Origin of the sequence: Polaromonas sp. 39-63-25 (assembly GCF_002278925.1) — a bacterium.
Lineage (GTDB): Bacteria > Pseudomonadota > Gammaproteobacteria > Burkholderiales > Burkholderiaceae_C > Polaromonas.
This window is the reverse complement of sequence record NZ_NCJH01000017.1, coordinates 1-15,999: the sequence shown is the minus strand read 5'-3', so window position 1 is coordinate 15,999 and position 15,999 is coordinate 1. Positions and strand designations below refer to the sequence as shown.

At 63.7% G+C, this 15,999-nt stretch carries 15 protein-coding genes; 11 read left to right on the top strand and 4 right to left on the bottom strand.

Annotated features, from left to right (window positions below):
- The first annotated feature begins 40 nt into the window (after window positions 1–40).
- The 8 genes from B7X65_RS18105 to B7X65_RS18070 all read left to right on the top strand — a co-directional run bounded on the left by B7X65_RS18105 (window position 41) and on the right by B7X65_RS18070 (window position 8,693).
- Window positions 41–1,534 carry a sigma 54-interacting transcriptional regulator gene (locus B7X65_RS18105; RefSeq protein WP_293595696.1) on the top strand — a complete coding sequence of 498 codons (1,494 nt, stop codon included), beginning with the start codon at window positions 41–43 and terminating at the stop codon, window positions 1,532–1,534.
- A 151-nt stretch (window positions 1,535–1,685) separates the two neighbouring features.
- Window positions 1,686–2,879, top strand: a complete 1,194-nt coding sequence (locus B7X65_RS18100; protein WP_293595695.1) for a substrate-binding domain-containing protein — start codon at window positions 1,686–1,688, stop codon at window positions 2,877–2,879.
- Window positions 2,880–3,022: 143 nt separating this feature from the next.
- The gene (locus B7X65_RS18095) at window positions 3,023–3,799 is read left to right on the top strand and encodes an ABC transporter ATP-binding protein (protein ID WP_293595694.1); all 777 of its coding nucleotides are present in this window, start codon (window positions 3,023–3,025) and stop codon (window positions 3,797–3,799) included.
- Window positions 3,796–4,521 carry an ABC transporter ATP-binding protein gene (locus B7X65_RS18090; RefSeq protein ID WP_293595693.1) on the top strand — a complete coding sequence of 242 codons (726 nt, stop codon included), beginning with the start codon at window positions 3,796–3,798 and terminating at the stop codon, window positions 4,519–4,521. The genes B7X65_RS18095 and B7X65_RS18090 overlap by 4 nt, the downstream gene beginning before the upstream one ends.
- Window positions 4,518–5,501 carry a branched-chain amino acid ABC transporter permease gene (locus tag B7X65_RS18085; RefSeq protein ID WP_293595692.1) on the top strand — a complete coding sequence of 328 codons (984 nt, stop codon included), beginning with the start codon at window positions 4,518–4,520 and terminating at the stop codon, window positions 5,499–5,501. Before B7X65_RS18090 ends, B7X65_RS18085 begins: the two co-directional genes overlap by 4 nt.
- Before the next feature lie 10 nt (window positions 5,502–5,511).
- The gene (locus B7X65_RS18080) at window positions 5,512–6,603 is read left to right on the top strand and encodes a branched-chain amino acid ABC transporter permease (RefSeq protein WP_293595691.1); all 1,092 of its coding nucleotides are present in this window, start codon (window positions 5,512–5,514) and stop codon (window positions 6,601–6,603) included.
- A 28-nt stretch (window positions 6,604–6,631) separates the two neighbouring features.
- On the top strand, window positions 6,632–7,774 hold the full coding sequence (locus B7X65_RS18075) for an ABC transporter substrate-binding protein (protein ID WP_293595690.1): 1,143 nt from the start codon (window positions 6,632–6,634) through the stop codon (window positions 7,772–7,774).
- A gap of 52 nt (window positions 7,775–7,826) precedes the next feature.
- The gene (locus tag B7X65_RS18070) at window positions 7,827–8,693 is read left to right on the top strand and encodes an alpha/beta hydrolase (RefSeq protein WP_293595689.1); all 867 of its coding nucleotides are present in this window, start codon (window positions 7,827–7,829) and stop codon (window positions 8,691–8,693) included.
- A gap of 92 nt (window positions 8,694–8,785) precedes the next feature.
- Here the strand turns inward: B7X65_RS18070 and B7X65_RS18065 are convergent, their stop codons facing one another.
- Genes B7X65_RS18065 through B7X65_RS18050 form a run of 4 tightly spaced genes read right to left on the bottom strand, consistent with a single transcriptional unit; the run spans window position 8,786 to window position 12,016 of the window.
- A complete protein-coding gene (locus tag B7X65_RS18065) occupies window positions 8,786–9,238 on the bottom strand; it encodes a GNAT family N-acetyltransferase (RefSeq protein WP_293595688.1) in 453 nt (150 codons plus the stop codon).
- 11 nt (window positions 9,239–9,249) lie between these two features.
- Complete coding sequence (locus B7X65_RS18060) at window positions 9,250–10,980, bottom strand: ABC transporter ATP-binding protein/permease (protein WP_293595687.1); 1,731 nt, start codon at window positions 10,978–10,980, stop codon at window positions 9,250–9,252.
- A 60-nt stretch (window positions 10,981–11,040) separates the two neighbouring features.
- Window positions 11,041–11,301: a hypothetical protein gene (locus B7X65_RS18055; protein ID WP_293595686.1), complete on the bottom strand. Its 261-nt coding sequence runs from the start codon at window positions 11,299–11,301 to the stop codon at window positions 11,041–11,043.
- A gap of 19 nt (window positions 11,302–11,320) precedes the next feature.
- Window positions 11,321–12,016 carry a ProQ/FINO family protein gene (locus tag B7X65_RS18050; protein WP_293595685.1) on the bottom strand — a complete coding sequence of 232 codons (696 nt, stop codon included), beginning with the start codon at window positions 12,014–12,016 and terminating at the stop codon, window positions 11,321–11,323.
- A gap of 225 nt (window positions 12,017–12,241) precedes the next feature.
- On the opposite strand from B7X65_RS18050, the gene B7X65_RS18045 reads away from it, so the two are divergent.
- From B7X65_RS18045 to B7X65_RS18035, 3 genes are all read left to right on the top strand, one after another.
- A complete protein-coding gene (locus tag B7X65_RS18045) occupies window positions 12,242–13,024 on the top strand; it encodes a DUF4189 domain-containing protein (protein ID WP_293595684.1) in 783 nt (260 codons plus the stop codon).
- A 75-nt stretch (window positions 13,025–13,099) separates the two neighbouring features.
- Window positions 13,100–14,458: a tetratricopeptide repeat protein gene (locus B7X65_RS18040; protein ID WP_293595683.1), complete on the top strand. Its 1,359-nt coding sequence runs from the start codon at window positions 13,100–13,102 to the stop codon at window positions 14,456–14,458.
- On the top strand, window positions 14,358–15,999 hold a 1,642-nt coding region (locus tag B7X65_RS18035; RefSeq protein ID WP_293595682.1), incomplete at its 3' end, for a tetratricopeptide repeat protein. The genes B7X65_RS18040 and B7X65_RS18035, both read left to right, overlap by 101 nt.

The window sequence follows — 15,999 nt, the reverse complement described above, 5'->3', positions numbered from 1 at the left end:
ACCGGCGGCAGTGGCCCAGGCGCCGCGCTACCATCGGCGCATGGAACACACCGACACCACGGCGCACGGTTTGCCGCTCGATGCGCAGAGCATTCTGGAGCTGGCCGCAAGGTCCATGTTCCAGCTGTTCTCCAGCATCAGCCAGGGCATGTTCCTGGTGGACCGCACCGGCCGCATTGTCTGGGTCAACGACGGCTACAAGCGGTTTTTGCCGGCGCTGGGTTTTTCGTCGGTGGACCAGTTTGTCGGCCACATGGTGGAGGAGGTCATTCCCAACACGCAGATGCGCCGCGTGCTGGAAACCGGCGAGCCTTTCCTGATCGACCTGCTGACCAACCGCGCCGGCACCTTTGTCGTCAGCCGCATCCCGCTGCGCGATGAAAGCGGCGGCGACGTCATCGGTGCCATCGGCATCGTGCTGTTCGACCACCCCGAGACCACACTGCAGCCGCTGATCAGCAAGTTTGCGCTGCTGCACCGCGACCTCGATGACGCCCGCCGTGAACTGGCCAGCCAGCGGCTGCAGGCGCCGGGCCAGCGCCAGTCCAAATACACCTTTGCCAGTTTTGTCGGCACCAGCCCGGCCGCGGTCGAGGTCAAGCGCCAGGCGCGCCGCGCCGCCCAGACCTCCAGCCCGGTGCTGCTGCTCGGCGAAACCGGTACCGGCAAGGAGTTGCTGGCCCACGCCATCCATGCCACCTCCAGCAGGGCGCGCGGGCCCTTCATCAGCGTCAACATTGCCGCCGTGCCCGACACCCTGCTGGAGGCCGAATTTTTCGGCGTGGCGCCCGGTGCCTATACCGGCGCCGACCGCAAGGGGCGCGACGGCAAGTTCAAGATCGCTGACGGCGGCACGCTGTTTCTCGACGAGATCGGCGACATGCCGCAGGCCTTGCAGGCCAAGCTGCTGCGCGCCCTGCAGGAGGGCGAGATCGAGCCGCTGGGCTCGAACAAGCTGATTCCGTTTGACGCGCGCCTGATTGCAGCCACTTCGCGTGACCTGGGCGCGCTGGTGCGCGAGGGCAAGTTCCGCGAAGACCTGTTTTACCGCCTCAACGTGCTGCCGATCAAGGTGCCGCCGTTGCGCGAGCGTCGCTCCGACATTCCGGCGCTGCTCGAAGTGCTGGGCGAGGAAATGGCGCTGCGCAGCGGCGACCGCCAGCCCGAACTGGCGCCCGACGCGCTGGCCCTGCTGTCGGCGCAAACCTGGCGCGGCAACATCCGCGAACTGCGCAACGTGCTGGAGCAGGCGGTGATGCGCAGCGACTCGCCGAGCATCGGCCGCGCGCAGTTTGAGGAGGTGCTCAAGGAGGCGGGCATCGAGCGTATTGCACCTTTGCCGCTGGACGGGCTGGGGGACAGCGCAGAGTCCGCCTCCGATCCGCTGCGCCCGCTGGCCGAGCAGGTGGCACAAGTGGAGCGCCGCGCCATTGCCGCCGCCATGGCGGCGACCGGCGGCAACAAGCTGGCGGCCTCGCGCCTGCTCGGAATTTCGCGCGCCAAGCTGTATGAGCGTCTGGATAACCCTGTATAAAAAAAATGCAATTGCATGATAATAAGTCAATAAAAATGACTTATAAACAGACAAATCAATGTTGATCCTGAAAAAGCCTATATAGATCAACGGTCTTTTTCTGGCACGACATGTGCAATCATGGTGCATCGCCAAACAACAGGAGACATCCATGCATCGTCGTACCCTCATCGCGCTTGCCGCACTCGCCACCGCTTTCGTTTCGCCACTGGCCCTGAGCCAGGCCAAAGAAATCAAGATCGCCATCATTGCCAGCAAGACGGGTCCGCTGGAGGCCTATGCCAAACAGACCATCGTTGGCTTCCACATGGGGCTGAACTACGCCACCGGCGGCACCATGATGGTGGCGGGCAAGAAGCTCGTGGTGATCGAGAAGGACGACCAGGGCAAGCCCGACGTGGGCAAGGCGGCGCTGGCTGCGGCTTATGCCGACGAAAAGGTGGACATCGCCGTCGGCCCCACCGCCTCGCCGGTCGCGTTGGCCATGTTGCCGGTGGCTGAGGAATACAAGAAGATCCTGCTGGTCGAGCCTGCCGTGGCCGACAGCATTACCGGCGACAAGTGGAACAAGTACATCTTCCGCACCGGCCGCAATTCCAGCCAGGATGCTGCCGCCAATGCCGTCGCGCTGGACCGGCCAGGTAATGTGGTCGCCCTTCTGGCCAACGACAACGCCTTCGGTCGCGATGGCGTGAAGGCCGCCAAGTCGTTCATGAAGAACGCCAAGATCGTTCACGAAGAGTACCTGCCCGTGGGCACCACCGACTTCACGGCGGGCCTGCAGCGCATTGTCGACAAGCTCAAGGACCAGCCGGGCAACAAGTACCTCTCGGTCGGCTGGTCGGGCAGCCCGACGCCGTTTCCGAAGATCGCCGATCTGGACCTTGAAAAGCGCTACGGCATCAAGCTCGCCACCGGCGGCAATATCCTGCCCGCCATGGTCGCCTACAAAAGCTTCCCGGGCATGGAAGGCGCGCTGTATTACTACTTCGGTATCCCGAAGAACCCGGTGAACGAAGCGATGGTGGCCCAGCACTACCAGCAGTTCAAGACACCGCCGGACTTTTTCACGGCGGGCGGTTTCTCCGCAGCGATGGCCGTGGTGACGGCGCTCACCAAAACCGGAGGCGACACCAATACCAACAAGCTCATCTCCACCATGGAAGGCATGAGCTTTGACACGCCCAAGGGCAAGATGACCTTCCGCAAGGAAGACCACCAGGCCATGCAGAGCATGTTCCACTTCCGCATCAAGGCCGACCCGGCATTTGCCTGGGGTGTGCCAGAGCTGGTTCGCGAGATCAAACCCGAAGAGATGGCCATCCCCATCCTCAACAAGCGCTGATGCGCTGATCGGGGAGGGCGCTCGCCAGAGTTGGCGAGTGCCTGCCCTCCTTCACTCCTGTTTTGATAGCTGCTGGTGCTTGATCCGTAAGCGCCGGGGGCTGCTTTTACCCCAAAAATGACCTGGAGCCTGGTGCTGAACCCATGCTGGCAACCCACGAACTAACCATCCGCTTTGGTGGCCACGTGGCGGTGAATGCCGTGACCTGCTCGTTCGAGCCAGGCACGCTCACCGCCATCGTCGGCCCCAATGGTGCGGGCAAAACGACCTATTTCAATCTGATCTCCGGTCAGCTCAAGGCCAGCAGCGGCACGGTCATGCTCAACGGCGAGGATCTGTCGGGCAAAAGCGCCTCGGCACGTACCCATGCCGGGTTGGGCCGGGCCTTTCAGCTGACCAACCTGTTTCCCAACCTCACCGTGCTGGAAAACGTGCGTCTGGCGGTTCAGGCCACACGCCACGGTGCGCACCGGCACGGCCTGAACCTGTGGAGCATCTGGAGCGACCACAAGGCCTTGCTGCAGCGCGCCGAAGAAATCCTGGAAATCGTGGCGATGCAGGGCAAGGCCGCGATGCCGGTGGCCAGCCTGCCGCACGGTGATCAGCGCAAGCTCGAGGTGGCCTTGCTGATGGCGCTGGAATCGCAGGTGTTCATGTTCGACGAACCGACCGCCGGCATGAGTACCGACGAGGCGCCCGTGATCCTGAACCTGATTCGTCAGTTGAAGCAGGACAAGACCAAAACGATTTTGCTGGTGGAGCACAAGATGGACGTGGTGCGCGAACTCGCCGACCGCATCATCGTGCTGCACAACGGCACGCTGGTGGCAGATGGCGAGCCGGCCGAGGTGATCGCATCGCCGATTGTGCAGGAAGCTTATCTGGGCGTGGCGCCCGAACGTGCAGGGGAGGGCGCATGAGCGACAACCTGCTCACCCTCGAAGGGGTGCACACCCACATCGGCGCGTACCACATCCTGCATGGGGTGGACCTGGCCATTCCGCGCGGACAGCTGACCATGCTGCTGGGCCGCAACGGCGCCGGAAAAACCACCACGCTGCGCACCATCATGGGCTTGTGGCAGGCCTCGCAAGGGCGCGTCAGTTTTGCGGGGCGCGACATCACCAGGCTCAGCACGCCGCAGATTGCCGAACTCAACATTGCCTATGTGCCTGAAAGCATGGGCATTTTCTCGGACCTCACCGTCAAGGAAAACATGCTGCTGGCAGCGCGCAGCGCCAGGCGTGCCAGCCAGATGGACGAGGCACGGCTGAAGTGGATCTTCTCGCTGTTTCCGGCGGTGGAGAAATTCTGGAACCACCCGGCGGGCAAGCTCTCCGGCGGACAAAAGCAGATGCTGGCCGTGGCGCGTGCCATCGTCGAGCCGCGTGAACTGCTGATCGTCGATGAGCCCAGCAAGGGCCTGGCGCCGGCCATCATCAACAACATGATTGACGCGTTTGCACAACTCAAGGCCAGCGGCGTGACGATTTTGCTGGTGGAACAGAACATCAGTTTCGCCAAACGCCTGGGCGACACCGTGGCCGTGATGGACAACGGCCGCGTCGTGCATGCGGGGTCGATGGCCGAACTGGCCGAAGACGCGGCGCTGCAGCAATCCCTGCTTGGACTTGCACTATGAAAACTCTTGATTTCGACTGGAAACCGCTGGCGCTCGTGCCCCTGCTCGCCATGGGGGTGTTCCCCTTCATCGGCTCCAGCTCGACCTGGCTCACGCTCACGGTCGCCGGCCTGGCCATGGGCATGATCATCTTCATCATCGCCTCGGGCTTGACCCTGGTGTTCGGCCTGATGGACGTGCTCAATTTCGGCCACGGCGTGTTCATCGCGCTGGGGGCCTTTGTGGCCACCAGCGTGCTGGGCGCCATGGGCGACTGGACCGGCTCACAGGAGTTGTGGCGCAACCTGGTGGCGGTGCTGCCGGCCATGCTGGTGGCCATGTTGGTGGCCGGTGCCGTTGGCCTGGTGTTTGAGCGTTTCATCGTGCGGCCGGTCTACGGCCAGCACCTCAAACAGATCCTCATCACCATGGGCGGCATGATCATCGGCGAAGAACTGATCAAGGTGATCTGGGGGCCGGCGCAGATCGCCCTGCCCATGCCCGAAGGCATGCGAGGCTCGCTGCTGTTCGGCGACGCGGCGATTGAAAAATACCGTCTCATCGCTGTGACTGTGGGCGTGGTGGTGTTCGGAGTCCTGGCCTGGACGCTGGTGCGTACCAAGGTCGGCCTGCTGATCCGCGCCGGTGTGCAGGACCGCGAGATGGTCGAATCGCTGGGCTATCGCATCAAACGCCTGTTTGTCGGCGTGTTTGTGGTCGGCAGCGCGCTGGCCGGCCTGGGCGGCGTGATGTGGGGCATGTACCAGCAGAGCGTGACCCCGCAGATGGGTGCCCAGGTCAATGTGCTGATCTTCATCGTCATCATCATTGGCGGGCTCGGTTCCACCGGCGGTGCGCTGATTGGTGCCTTGCTGGTCGGCCTGATGGCCAACTACACCGGTTTTCTGGCCCCCAAGGTGGCGCTGTTTTCCAACATCGCGTTGATGGCTGCCATCCTGTTGTGGCGGCCCCAGGGCATCTACCCCGTGACCAACCGCTGAGGATGACGCCATGAACAACATCCTCACACGCATCGTCTCCAACGACTTCCCGCGCAGCCGCGTACTGGCCGTTATTCTGGTCGGATTGCTGCTGGCCCTGGCCTTTGCGCCGTTTATTTTCCCTGGCGTCAAGGCCCTCAGTGTCGCTGCCAAGGTGCTGGTTTTTATTGTGCTGGTGGCCAGCTTCGACCTGCTGCTGGGTTACACCGGCATTGTCAGTTTTGCGCACACCATGTTCTTCGGCATCGGTGCCTATGGCATAGCGGTGGCCACCACCCACCTGGGCCCGACCTGGGGAGCGTTGGCGGTGGGCCTGCTGTGCGCGCTGGCGCTGTCGTTTGTGCTGTCACTCGCGGTCGGGTTGTTTTCGCTGCGGGTCAAGGCCATCTTTTTTGCCATGATCACGCTCGCCGTGGCGTCGGCCTTCCAGACGCTGGCCTCGCAACTGTCGGAGGTCACCGGCGGCGAAGACGGGCTGAGCTTCAAGGTGCCTGAGCTGCTGTCGCCAAGCATGGAGTTTTTTGAGCAGCCCTTCCTCGGTGTGTCCATCGACGGGCGCCTGCTGACCTACTACCTGCTATTTGTGGTGACCCTGGTGTTGCTGCTGAGCCTGTTGCGCATCGTCAACTCGCCCTTCGGCCGCGTGCTACAGGCGATTCGCGAGAACGAGTTCCGCGCTGAAGCCATTGGTTACCGCGTGGTGGTCTACCGCACCACTTCCAGCGTGTTGTCGGCCCTGTTTGCCACCGTCGCCGGCGCCATGCTCGCGCTCTGGCTGCGTTACAACGGCCCGGACACCTCGCTGTCCTTCGAAATCATGATCGACGTGTTGCTGATTGTCGTGATAGGCGGCATGGGCACGATTTATGGCGCAGCCATAGGCGCGGCCCTGTTTCTGGTGGCACAGAGCTACCTGCAGGACCTGCTGCGCCTGGGCAGCGAAGCCGCGGCCGGCCTGCCGTGGCTGGCGGCCTTGCTTTCACCCGACCGCTGGCTGCTCTGGCTCGGCGTCCTGTTTGTTTTATCGGTGTATTACTTTCCCACCGGCGTTGTGGGGCGGCTCAGGGCCGTGCGCAGTCAGGGAACAACAACCCGGACCTGAACGCCAGGCCACAAGCAGGAGACAAAAAATGAAGACAAGCTTGAAGACCTGGGGCCGGCAGACGCTGGCCGTGCTGGCCCTTTGCGGGCTGGGCGGGATGGCGCAGGCGGCTGATCTGGTCATTGGCCAGGTGGCGCCGCTGTCCGGCGTGCTGGCCAGCACCGGCCACCAGATGGTGGTGGGCGGCAAGATCTATTTCGACCACATCAATGCGCAGGGCGGGGTGCACGGCGCAAGGATCCGCCACGAAGTGGTGGACGACGGCTACAAGGTGCCCGAGACCGTGCGCCTCACGCGCGACATGCTGGCCAAACCGGAAGTGGTGGCGCTGTTCGGTTTTGCCGGCACGGCCAACGTCACCCAACTGCTGACAGACGGGGTGCTCGATGTCGGCGGTGCCGCGCTGGTGGCGCCCTACACCGGCGGCGAGTCGCTGCGCAACCCGTTCAACCCCTGGATCTTCCATGTGCGTGCCGGCTATGCCGACGAGACAGAACACATGGTGCAGCAGGTGACCACGCTGGGCATGAGCCGCATCGCCGTGATGTACCAGGATGACGGCTTCGGCAAGGCCGGCCTGCTGGGCGTCGAAAACGCGCTGGCCAAACGCAAGCTGAAGCTGGTCGTGGCGGCCGGTTATGAGCGCAACACCGACAAGGTCGAAGAGGCGGTCAAGAAGATCAAGGCGTCGGACGCGCAGGCCATCATCATGATTTCGGTCAACAAGTCCACGGCGGCCTTTGTCAAGCTTTACCGCGAGACTGGCGGCGGCGCGCAGCTCTACAACATCTCGGTGGTGGATCCGGCCGAACTCGTCAGGCTCGCCGGCCTGAAAAACGCCCACGGACTGGGCATCAGCCAGGTGGTGCCTTACCCCTTCATGCCGAACACGCCGGTGGTGCGCGAATACCATGCGCTGCTGAAAAAATACGCGCCCGGCGAAGTCGTCAACTACACGAGTTTTGAAGAATTTGTCGGCGCCAAGGTGCTGGTCGAAGCCCTGCGGCGCGCCGGCCCCAACCCCACGCGCGCCAGGGTGGTCAAGGCGCTGGAGTCCATGAACAGCTTCGACACCGGCGGTGTCATCGTCAACTATTCACCTGCCAACCGCATCGGCTCACGTTATGTGGAAGTGACCGTGATCGGCAGCTCCGGCAAGCTGCTGAAGTAGCCACTGCGGCGCGCGCCCAGAGACGAACAGATTAAACAAGAGAGTCCGCTTCATGCAATTCACGTCTGAGTATTTGACCTGCGCCGGGCGCGAGATCCACTATACCGAATGGGGAGCGCAGCACAGCGCTACCGTCATCGCCTGGCACGGGCTGGCCCGCACCGGACGCGACATGGACGAACTGGCGGCGCACCTGAGCGACCGCTACCGCGTGATCTGCCCCGACACCATCGGACGCGGCCTGAGTCAGTGGAGCCCCGACCCGAAAGGCGAATACCAGCTGGCGTTTTACGCGCGTATTGCGGCTGATCTGTTTGAGCAACTGCACATCGACAAGGCGCACTGGGTCGGCACCTCCATGGGCGGCGCCATCGGCACGGTCTGCGCGTCCGGCCTGTTCGAGCCCGCCATGAAAGGCCGCATCCAGAGCCTGGTGCTCAACGACACGGCGCCGCAGATTGCCGATCCAGCCGTCGAGCGGATCAAGTCCTACGCCGGCAACCCGCCGGCCTTTGACACCATGCTGGCGCTCGAAGCTTTCTTCCGGCAGGTGTACAAGCCCTATGGCTGGCTCAGCGACGTCCAGTGGCGCCGCATGACCGAGACCTCGGCGCGCCGCCTGCCCGACGGCCGCCTGACACCGCACTACGACCCGGCCATGGTGCAGCAGTTCACCCACCACCCGGGCGACTACCTGATCTGGGAGCATTACGACGCGCTCAAGATTCCGGTCCTGTGCCTGCGTGGCGCGGAGTCCGACCTCGTGCTGCGCGACACCACCGCCGAGATGCTGACGCGGGGGCCGGGTGCGGCCGGCTTGACGCAAGTGGTGGAGATTGAGGGCTGCGGCCATGCGCCGGCGCTCAACGTGCCCGATCAGCTGGAGCGGGTGGCGGCATTCATCGACGCGGCGGGCTGAGTTGCTATTGATTCGATAGCTGGTTGCGCCCGTGGAGAAAGGGCTGGAGAGCAATTTTATGCATCTTCCCGGCGCCAACGCGCTGGCGCGGATCACGTTTCATCGAGATAGCCGCGCTCCGTGGCCAAGGCCTGGTTTTCAAAAATCGCCATGGCTGTGCGCATGCGCCTGAACCCCAGTTTTCGGTAGAAGCCTTCCTTGCCGGGAACCGCGTAGAGGATGATTTTCCGGTGGCCACGGGACAGGTCCACGAGTTTGCCGACGATCTCTTTACCCAGGCCGGTGCCCTGATGACTCGGCAAGACAGCGATGTCGCAGATGTAGGCGCAGTCCACGCCATCGGCCAGCGCCCGGCCAACCCCGACCAGCTTGCCGTCCTCGCGAACGAAGCACCGGAACATGCTGTTCGTGAAGACGGTTTTCAGGTCGGCCGGCTTTTTGTTCCCCAGCGGCGCCGCGAGGTAAAGGGCGGAGAGTTCGTTCCAGTCGATGTTGTCGACGAGGTGGGTCCAGACCAGCGGCACATTGTTCTCCTGTTCAATCAAGGGTCGCCATCTTAGGGGGCCCAGTGGTAGGTGGCCGCCGCATGCAGCGTCCAGCTGGCGTTACCGGGCAGCTCCAGCACCTGGTGGTGGTGCTTCAAAAGTGCCTGGTGGTGGCTGACGCTGACAGGGGTGATCGACAGGCCGGCGAGCTGGCCGTACAGGCGCTCCTCGTTGGTCGCGTCCAGCGCGCTGGTGGCCTCGTCGAGCAGCAGGTAGCGCGGCTTGGCGAGCAGGGCGCGGGCGAAGGCCAGCCGCTGTTGCTCGCCGACGGACAGCACCTTGGCCCAGTCCAGCTCGGCGTCCAGGCCGCCGAAACGTTCCGCCAGCGTCGGCAGGTTCACCCGGTCCAGCCATGACAGCAACTCTTGGTCCGAGACTTCGCGATCGGTCTGGGGGTAGGTCAGCTGGCAGCGCAGATCGCCCAGCGGCAGGTAGGGCTGCTGGGGCAGGAACAACATGTCCGGCCCGGCCGGGCGCACCACCTCGCCCGAGCCCGTGTTCCACAAGCCGGCCATCACCCGCAGCAGCGAGCTTTTGCCTGCGCCGCTGGCGCCGACGATCAGCAGCCCTTCGCCCGGGGGGACCGCCAGCGTGAGCCCCTGAACCAGCAGGTGCTCCCGGTTGGGCGTGAGCACCGTCAGGCGGTCCAGGGCCAGCGCAAAGCCGGGTGTGGTGCTGATCTGTGGCGGGGCGTCATCGCCGGGCCCGGGGGGCTGGTTGGCCTGGGCGTCCAGCGCCTGCGAGAAGGCATGCAGCCGGTCCACCCCGGCCGAGAAGCGGCTCAGGCCCTCGAAGTGTTCGACGATCACCGTCAGCGCACTCAGGATGGCGGCGAAGGCGCCGGCGGCCTGGATAGCCCGGCCGACCTCCAGCTTCCCGGAGAGCACATCGCCTGCAATGATCACGGTAGGCAGCACCACCGTCAGAAAGCTGTGGGCGAACTGGAAGAGGTTGAGCTTGAATTGCCAGCGAATCACCTGCTGGAAGTTGGCATAAGCCGCCTGGAAGACACGCTGCAGCGCCGACATCTCGCGCGCTTCTCCGTCGTAAAAGGCGATCGGCTCTGCATGTTCGCGCACCCGCACCAGGCTGAAACGGAAATCTGCCTCGCGCTGCAGCTGGCGGAAATTCAGGCCGATCAGCCGCTTGCCGAACACCGAGCCGGTGAACCAGGTGCTGAACACGGCATAACCGATCAGGAAATAAACCAGCCCTTGGGAAATGGACCACAACACACCGGAAAAGGCGATCAGCTGGATGAAGGAGCCCAGCACGATCATCGAGAAGTACAGCGACTGCTGGGTGAAGGTGTTGATGTCCTCGGCAATGCGCTGGTCGGGGTTGTCGATGCCGGCGACGGCGTTGAGCCGGTAGTAGGCGCGCTGATGAAAATAGCGCGCCAGGAAGTGGTGTGTCAGCCAGCGGCGCCAGCGCAGGCCCAGGGTGTCGCGCACGAAGTAGTACAGGCCATAGAGCGGAACCGCCGCGACGAGGATGGCCGTGTAGCGCCAGATCGAGGCCCAGAAGCGTTCGGTGTCTCCGGCGGCCAGGGCCGAGGTGAACTCGCCGGTCTCGTGGTTGAACAGCACGCTGACGGCCGTCTGCGCCAGCAACAGCAAAATCAGCAGGGCCAGCAACCCCCGGGAACGCCAGCGTTCATTCGCGAGCCAGTAGGGCCGGGCGATCGCGACGAAGCGTCGCCACAGGCGGGCATTGAAGCCGGGTGCTGCTTCCGGGGTCATGGGTGCAAGGCCTGCGGGCCGATGTCGGAGGGGAGGTCCATTCCCCTATTGGACATGAATTCAGGGCGGGGTCAGCACGGCGGTGATCACGGCCTCGTCGGGCGCCGCGAAGGTGGTGTTGTGCCGCTCGGTCAGGGGGCCGCCGCCGGGAAAAACTTCACCCTGGGCGCCGTAACCAATGGCCTTGAACTTCCACTGCCCCCCAATCAGCTTGAGGTTGCCCACGTGGAGGTCCGGACCGGCGAGCACGCGGTACACGCCGTCATTGACCCTGCTGAGCGTCAGGGCTGGCAAGGCCTTCATCTGCGCTTGCCCGGACATGCCCGGCCACCGGCCATCGTCAGGCCCTGATGGCCGCGAAGAGCTCGCGCTTGTCGAGGCCGTACATGTCGGCAAATTCCTCGGCGGTCTTGCCACTGCTTTCAAACGTGCGGCGCAGTGCTTCGCGTTTGGCCAGCTTCTGGTCGCGCTCGGCAAAGGCTTCCTCGAGCAGGGCGGTGGCCTCCAGGTCATTGGTCTGGACCCGGGCCTGGTAGTCCTGGCGGGTCAGGCCGCTGGCCTCGAAAGCGGCCATCAACTGTGCACGGAATTTGGGCCGCAGGTCCTCGCGGGCGCGGGCCTGGCGGCGGCGGAACAGTTCAAGCAGTGACAGGTAGACATGTTCGGGCGCCACGTCGTCACCCGCATTGCCCTGCAGGTCGTGGCGCTTGTTGCCGGCGGTCACGCATTGCAGGTAACGCGTGGAGCGTGTGTGGATGCCCAGCGCCGCCTTGAGGCTGTCGCGCTGGAAGTGTTCGGGGTGCGCGGCCAGCAGTTCCTGAAAAATGCCGAGCTTGAGCGGCAGGAAATTGGCGCCGAAGAGGTGCGGGTACAGCTCGAACAGCTTTTCCAGCACGGGCTGCACCGAACGCGAACGACCCGCTGCAGGGGTGGGCTCGCCTGCCGGCGCGCTGGAGGGCTGCCCGGCCGGCGTGATCTCGTCCGCCAGGACGGTTTCACCGGGGGCAACGCTTGTTTCTGAAGGGGTCATGGTCATGGGGGTCATCTTGGGGTCAACCCGTGATTGTCAACCAAACGGCCCGCCCGCTGTGTAAACCCCATGTTCATGGGGGCTGAATTGTCGTCAGCCTCTGGTTTTTGGCTGCTCCGGGCATCCATAATTTGACCTGTCATGCGGGAAGGGATCGCCGCATGCCAGGCCTGCCGCGCACGCCGGTTTGTTTGCGCTTTGTGTTCAAAATATTTCTGACAGGAAACAACCATGACTTCTGGAATCAAGGCTGTCGCAGCCAGACTCGCTTTTGCCTTGCTGCTTTCATTTGCCGGGGCCCAGGCCATGGCCGCGGGCGCGCTGGCCATTGACAGCCTGCAGGGTGAAAAATACGGATTCTCCTTCAACCACCCGACGTCCGACCAGGCCGAGAAGCGTGCGATGAGGGAGTGTGGTTCAGACTGCGCCGTGGTGCTGCGCTTCCGCGCCGAATGCGGCGCCTACGCCGCAGACCAGGCCAAGGGCTCCAATGCCTACGGTTGGGGAACGGGTGCGACGAGTTCCATCGTCCAGCAGCGCGCATTGTCGGAATGCCGGGCCAAGGGCGGCTCAAGCTGCAAGGTCCGTTCATGGGGCTGTGACGCCACGAAGGCCTCGGCCGACCAGGATTCCGGGTCCAGGGACAACAACGCGGCCAGCGCGGAATTCCAGATGCAGGGTGACTGGGAGGTCGACTATGCCGGATCAGCCGGATTTCCTTACCGGGGAACCTTGCGCGTCAACGAAAAGTCCGGCAACGGCGTCTATCGGGGCGTGATGGTTCTGGCTTACACCAACAATCAGGGCCAATCCAAGAAGGTTCAGCAGAACACGCTGATCACGGTTCGCGGAAACATCGTCACGATCAAGGGCAGCAATCCTGTCTACCTGCAGGGTTCGGGCAACTACGATCCCGACACTTACACCATGACCATAGGCAGTTCCAATGTCATGCGCGGCCAGAACAACGATGCCGGGGGCGCTGGCGGTTCCGTGGTGATCACCCGGCGATAAACCCCTCCGGGGGGCGGTCGGGTGTCCCGCTTGGGCCAGCGCCTGCACATCGGGCCCGACCTAAAATCCGGGTGAATGAAACACCGCAGAGTTCCCTCACCGCAGCCCGGGCCTGCGCTTGCGCCCATGGTGGCCCAGCCCCTGGGCGTGAAGCTGCAAGCGGCTGCGGCCCTGCATCAGCAGGGGCAGCTCGATCAGGCGGAAGTGCTGTACAAGGAAATCCTGCAGGCGCAGCCGCGGCACTTTGATGCACTGCAATTGTTGGCAACGCTGGCCGTGCAACGAAACCATGCGGCGCAAGCCATGGTTCTGTTCGAGCTGGCACTGAAGATCCATCCCGCGAATGCCAGCGTGCTCAGCAACCGGGGGTCCGCCTTGCTGAACCTGAACCGGCCGCAGGAAGCGCTGGACAGCTGTGATCGCGCGTTGCAGGTCAGGCCTGACTATGCAGAGGCCTTGAGCAACCGCGGCAATGCCTTGTGGGCGCTGAAGCGCCCGGCGGAGGCGCTGCAGAGTTTCGACCATGCACTGAAACTCAAGCCGGACTACGCTGAAGCGCTGAGCAACCGCGGTGCGGCCTTGCGGGCCCTGAACCGCCATGCCGAGGCGCTGGACAGTTATGACCGCGCGCTCCGGATCCGTCCGGCCTTTGCCCAGGCACTGAACAACCGGGGCGCCGCCTTGCAGGACCTCAACCGCCATGCGGAGGCGCTGGAGGATTTTGGCCGCGCCGACTTTGCGCAGGGCTGGCAAAACTACGAATGGCGCTGGAAGCGAAAGCTCAACCAGGACAAGCTTCGCAACTTCAGCCAACCCCTGTGGCTGGGCAAAGAGTCGTTGGCGGGCAAGACGATACTTCTGCACGCCGAGCAAGGCCTGGGCGACACCCTTCAATTCTGCCGCTACGCCAGGCAGGTGGCGGCCCTGGGCGCGCGAGTGGTGCTCGAAGTGCAGCCGGCGCTCAAGACACTGCTTCAAGACCTGGAAGGTGTCAGCCTGGTGCTGGGGCGCGGCGAGCGTCTGCCCGACGTTGACTACCACTGCCCGCTGCTGAGCCTGCCGCTGGCGTTCAAGGTCGATCTGGGCACCATCAGCGGCGAGCCCTACCTGCACAGCGACCCGGACAAACGCCAGGCCTGGCAAGAGCGACTGGGCCCTGGCCGCAACAAGCGCATCGGCCTGGTGTGGAGCGGCAGCACCGGCCACCAGAACGACCACACCCGATCCCTGGCGCTGACGGACATCCAGGGACTGCTCAGCGAGCAGGCCGATTGCTACTGCCTGCAAAAAGAGCTGCGCCCGGCCGACCGGGAGGCGCTGGCAAACACGCCCGGTGATCACGGTGGACACCAGCGTGGCGCATCTGGCCGGGGCGATGGGCAAAGAAGTGTGGCTGCTGCTGGCCTACAGCCCGGACTGGCGCTGGTTGCTTGAACGCAGCGACAGCCCGTGGTACGGCTCAGTGCGGCTGTTCAGGCAGAGTGCCCCGGGCGACTGGGCCGGTGTGTTGACTCAGGTGTGGGCGGCGTTGAAGCTGCGCTTGGGTCGACACAAAGACAACGCGGCTGCAGACACGCGTGGCGTGGCGGGCAAGCTGACCAGCGCTTTGGCCCTGCATCAAAAAGGCGATCTGACCAAGGCTGAGGTTTTGTACAAGGAGATTCTGACTGCGCAGCCCCGGCACTTTGATGCGCTGCAGATGCTGGCGACCATTGCTGCGCATCGCAAGGACAACGCTGATGCAGTTGTTTTGTTTGAGCAGGCGCTCAGGACCCGGCCTGACCATGTGGGCGTACTCAATGATTTGGGAAATGCTTTGCAAGCCCAGGGAAAAATGGAGGAGGCGCTTCAGAGTTACGGTCGCGCGTTGGACATTCAGCCGGACTTTGTGGATGCCCTTGTCAATCGTGGCAATGCCTGGCGAAGGCTTCAACGTGTTGAAGACGCGCTGGCAAGTTATGAGCGCGCACTGCAGGTCAGTCCCGACCATGCAGAAGTTTTGAACAATCGGGGCGTGGCCTTGCTGGCGCTGGGGCGTCCGCAGGAAGCGCTGGCAAGTTATCAAAAAGCATGGCGGGCCAAGCCCGACTATGCCGAAGCGCACTGGAACGAAGCGCTGTGCCAACTGCTGCTGGGTGACTTTACGCAGGGCTGGAAGAACTACGAATGGCGCTGGAAGCGAAAGCTCAACCAGGACAAGCTTCGCAACTTCTCCCAACCCCTGTGGCTGGGCAAAGAGCCGCTGCAGGGCAAGACGATACTGCTGCACGCCGAACAAGGCTTGGGCGACACCCTTCAGTTCTGCCGCTACGCCAAACAGGTGGCGGCGCTGGGCGCCAGAGTGGTGCTCGAAGTGCAGCCCGCACTCAAGACACTGCTTCAAGGCCTTGAAGGTGTCAGCCTGGTGCTGGGGCGGGGAGAACGCCTGCCCGACTTTGACTACCACTGCCCACTGCTAAGCCTGCCGCTGGCGTTCAAGGTCGATCTGGGCAACATCAGCGGCGCGCCCTACCTGCACAGCGAGCCCAAAAAACGAGCCCAATGGCAAGAACGACTGGGCGCCAGCACCCAACCCCGCATCGGCCTGGTATGGAGCGGTAGCACCGGCCACCAGAACGACCACAACCGATCCTTGGGTCTTCAGCAGATCACCCCCCTGATCAGCGACGATGCCCAGTACTACTGCCTGCAAAAAGAGCTGCGCCCGGACGACCGGGCGGCACTTGCAAACACACCCGGGCTGACCTTCCTGGGTGATTCGTTCGAAGACTTCAGCGACACGGCCGCGGTGGTGGAGTTGATGGACCTGGTGATCACGGTGGACACCAGCGTGGCGCATCTGGCAGGGGCGATGGGCAAAGAAGTGTGGCTGCTGCTGGCCTACAGCCCGGACTGGCGCTGGCTGCTGGGGCGAAGCGACAGCCCGTGGTACGGCTCAGCGCGGCTGTTCAGGCAGAGCGCCCCTGGCGACTGGG

Bases quoted from the DNA above. Each gene is read 5' to 3' on its own strand.
- B7X65_RS18105 (WP_293595696.1), top strand. From the start codon at position 41: ATGGAACACACCGACACCACGGCGCACGGTTTGCCGCTCGATGCGCAG.
- B7X65_RS18100 (WP_293595695.1), top strand. From the start codon at position 1,686: ATGCATCGTCGTACCCTCATCGCGCTTGCCGCACTCGCCACCGCTTTC.
- B7X65_RS18095 (WP_293595694.1), top strand. From the start codon at position 3,023: ATGCTGGCAACCCACGAACTAACCATCCGCTTTGGTGGCCACGTGGCG.
- B7X65_RS18090 (WP_293595693.1), top strand. From the start codon at position 3,796: ATGAGCGACAACCTGCTCACCCTCGAAGGGGTGCACACCCACATCGGC.
- B7X65_RS18085 (WP_293595692.1), top strand. From the start codon at position 4,518: ATGAAAACTCTTGATTTCGACTGGAAACCGCTGGCGCTCGTGCCCCTG.
- B7X65_RS18080 (WP_293595691.1), top strand. From the start codon at position 5,512: ATGAACAACATCCTCACACGCATCGTCTCCAACGACTTCCCGCGCAGC.
- B7X65_RS18075 (WP_293595690.1), top strand. From the start codon at position 6,632: ATGAAGACAAGCTTGAAGACCTGGGGCCGGCAGACGCTGGCCGTGCTG.
- B7X65_RS18070 (WP_293595689.1), top strand. From the start codon at position 7,827: ATGCAATTCACGTCTGAGTATTTGACCTGCGCCGGGCGCGAGATCCAC.
- B7X65_RS18060 (WP_293595687.1), bottom strand. From the start codon at position 10,980: ATGACCCCGGAAGCAGCACCCGGCTTCAATGCCCGCCTGTGGCGACGC.
- B7X65_RS18055 (WP_293595686.1), bottom strand. From the start codon at position 11,301: ATGTCCGGGCAAGCGCAGATGAAGGCCTTGCCAGCCCTGACGCTCAGC.
- B7X65_RS18050 (WP_293595685.1), bottom strand. From the start codon at position 12,016: ATGACCATGACCCCTTCAGAAACAAGCGTTGCCCCCGGTGAAACCGTC.
- B7X65_RS18045 (WP_293595684.1), top strand. From the start codon at position 12,242: ATGACTTCTGGAATCAAGGCTGTCGCAGCCAGACTCGCTTTTGCCTTG.
- B7X65_RS18040 (WP_293595683.1), top strand. From the start codon at position 13,100: ATGAAACACCGCAGAGTTCCCTCACCGCAGCCCGGGCCTGCGCTTGCG.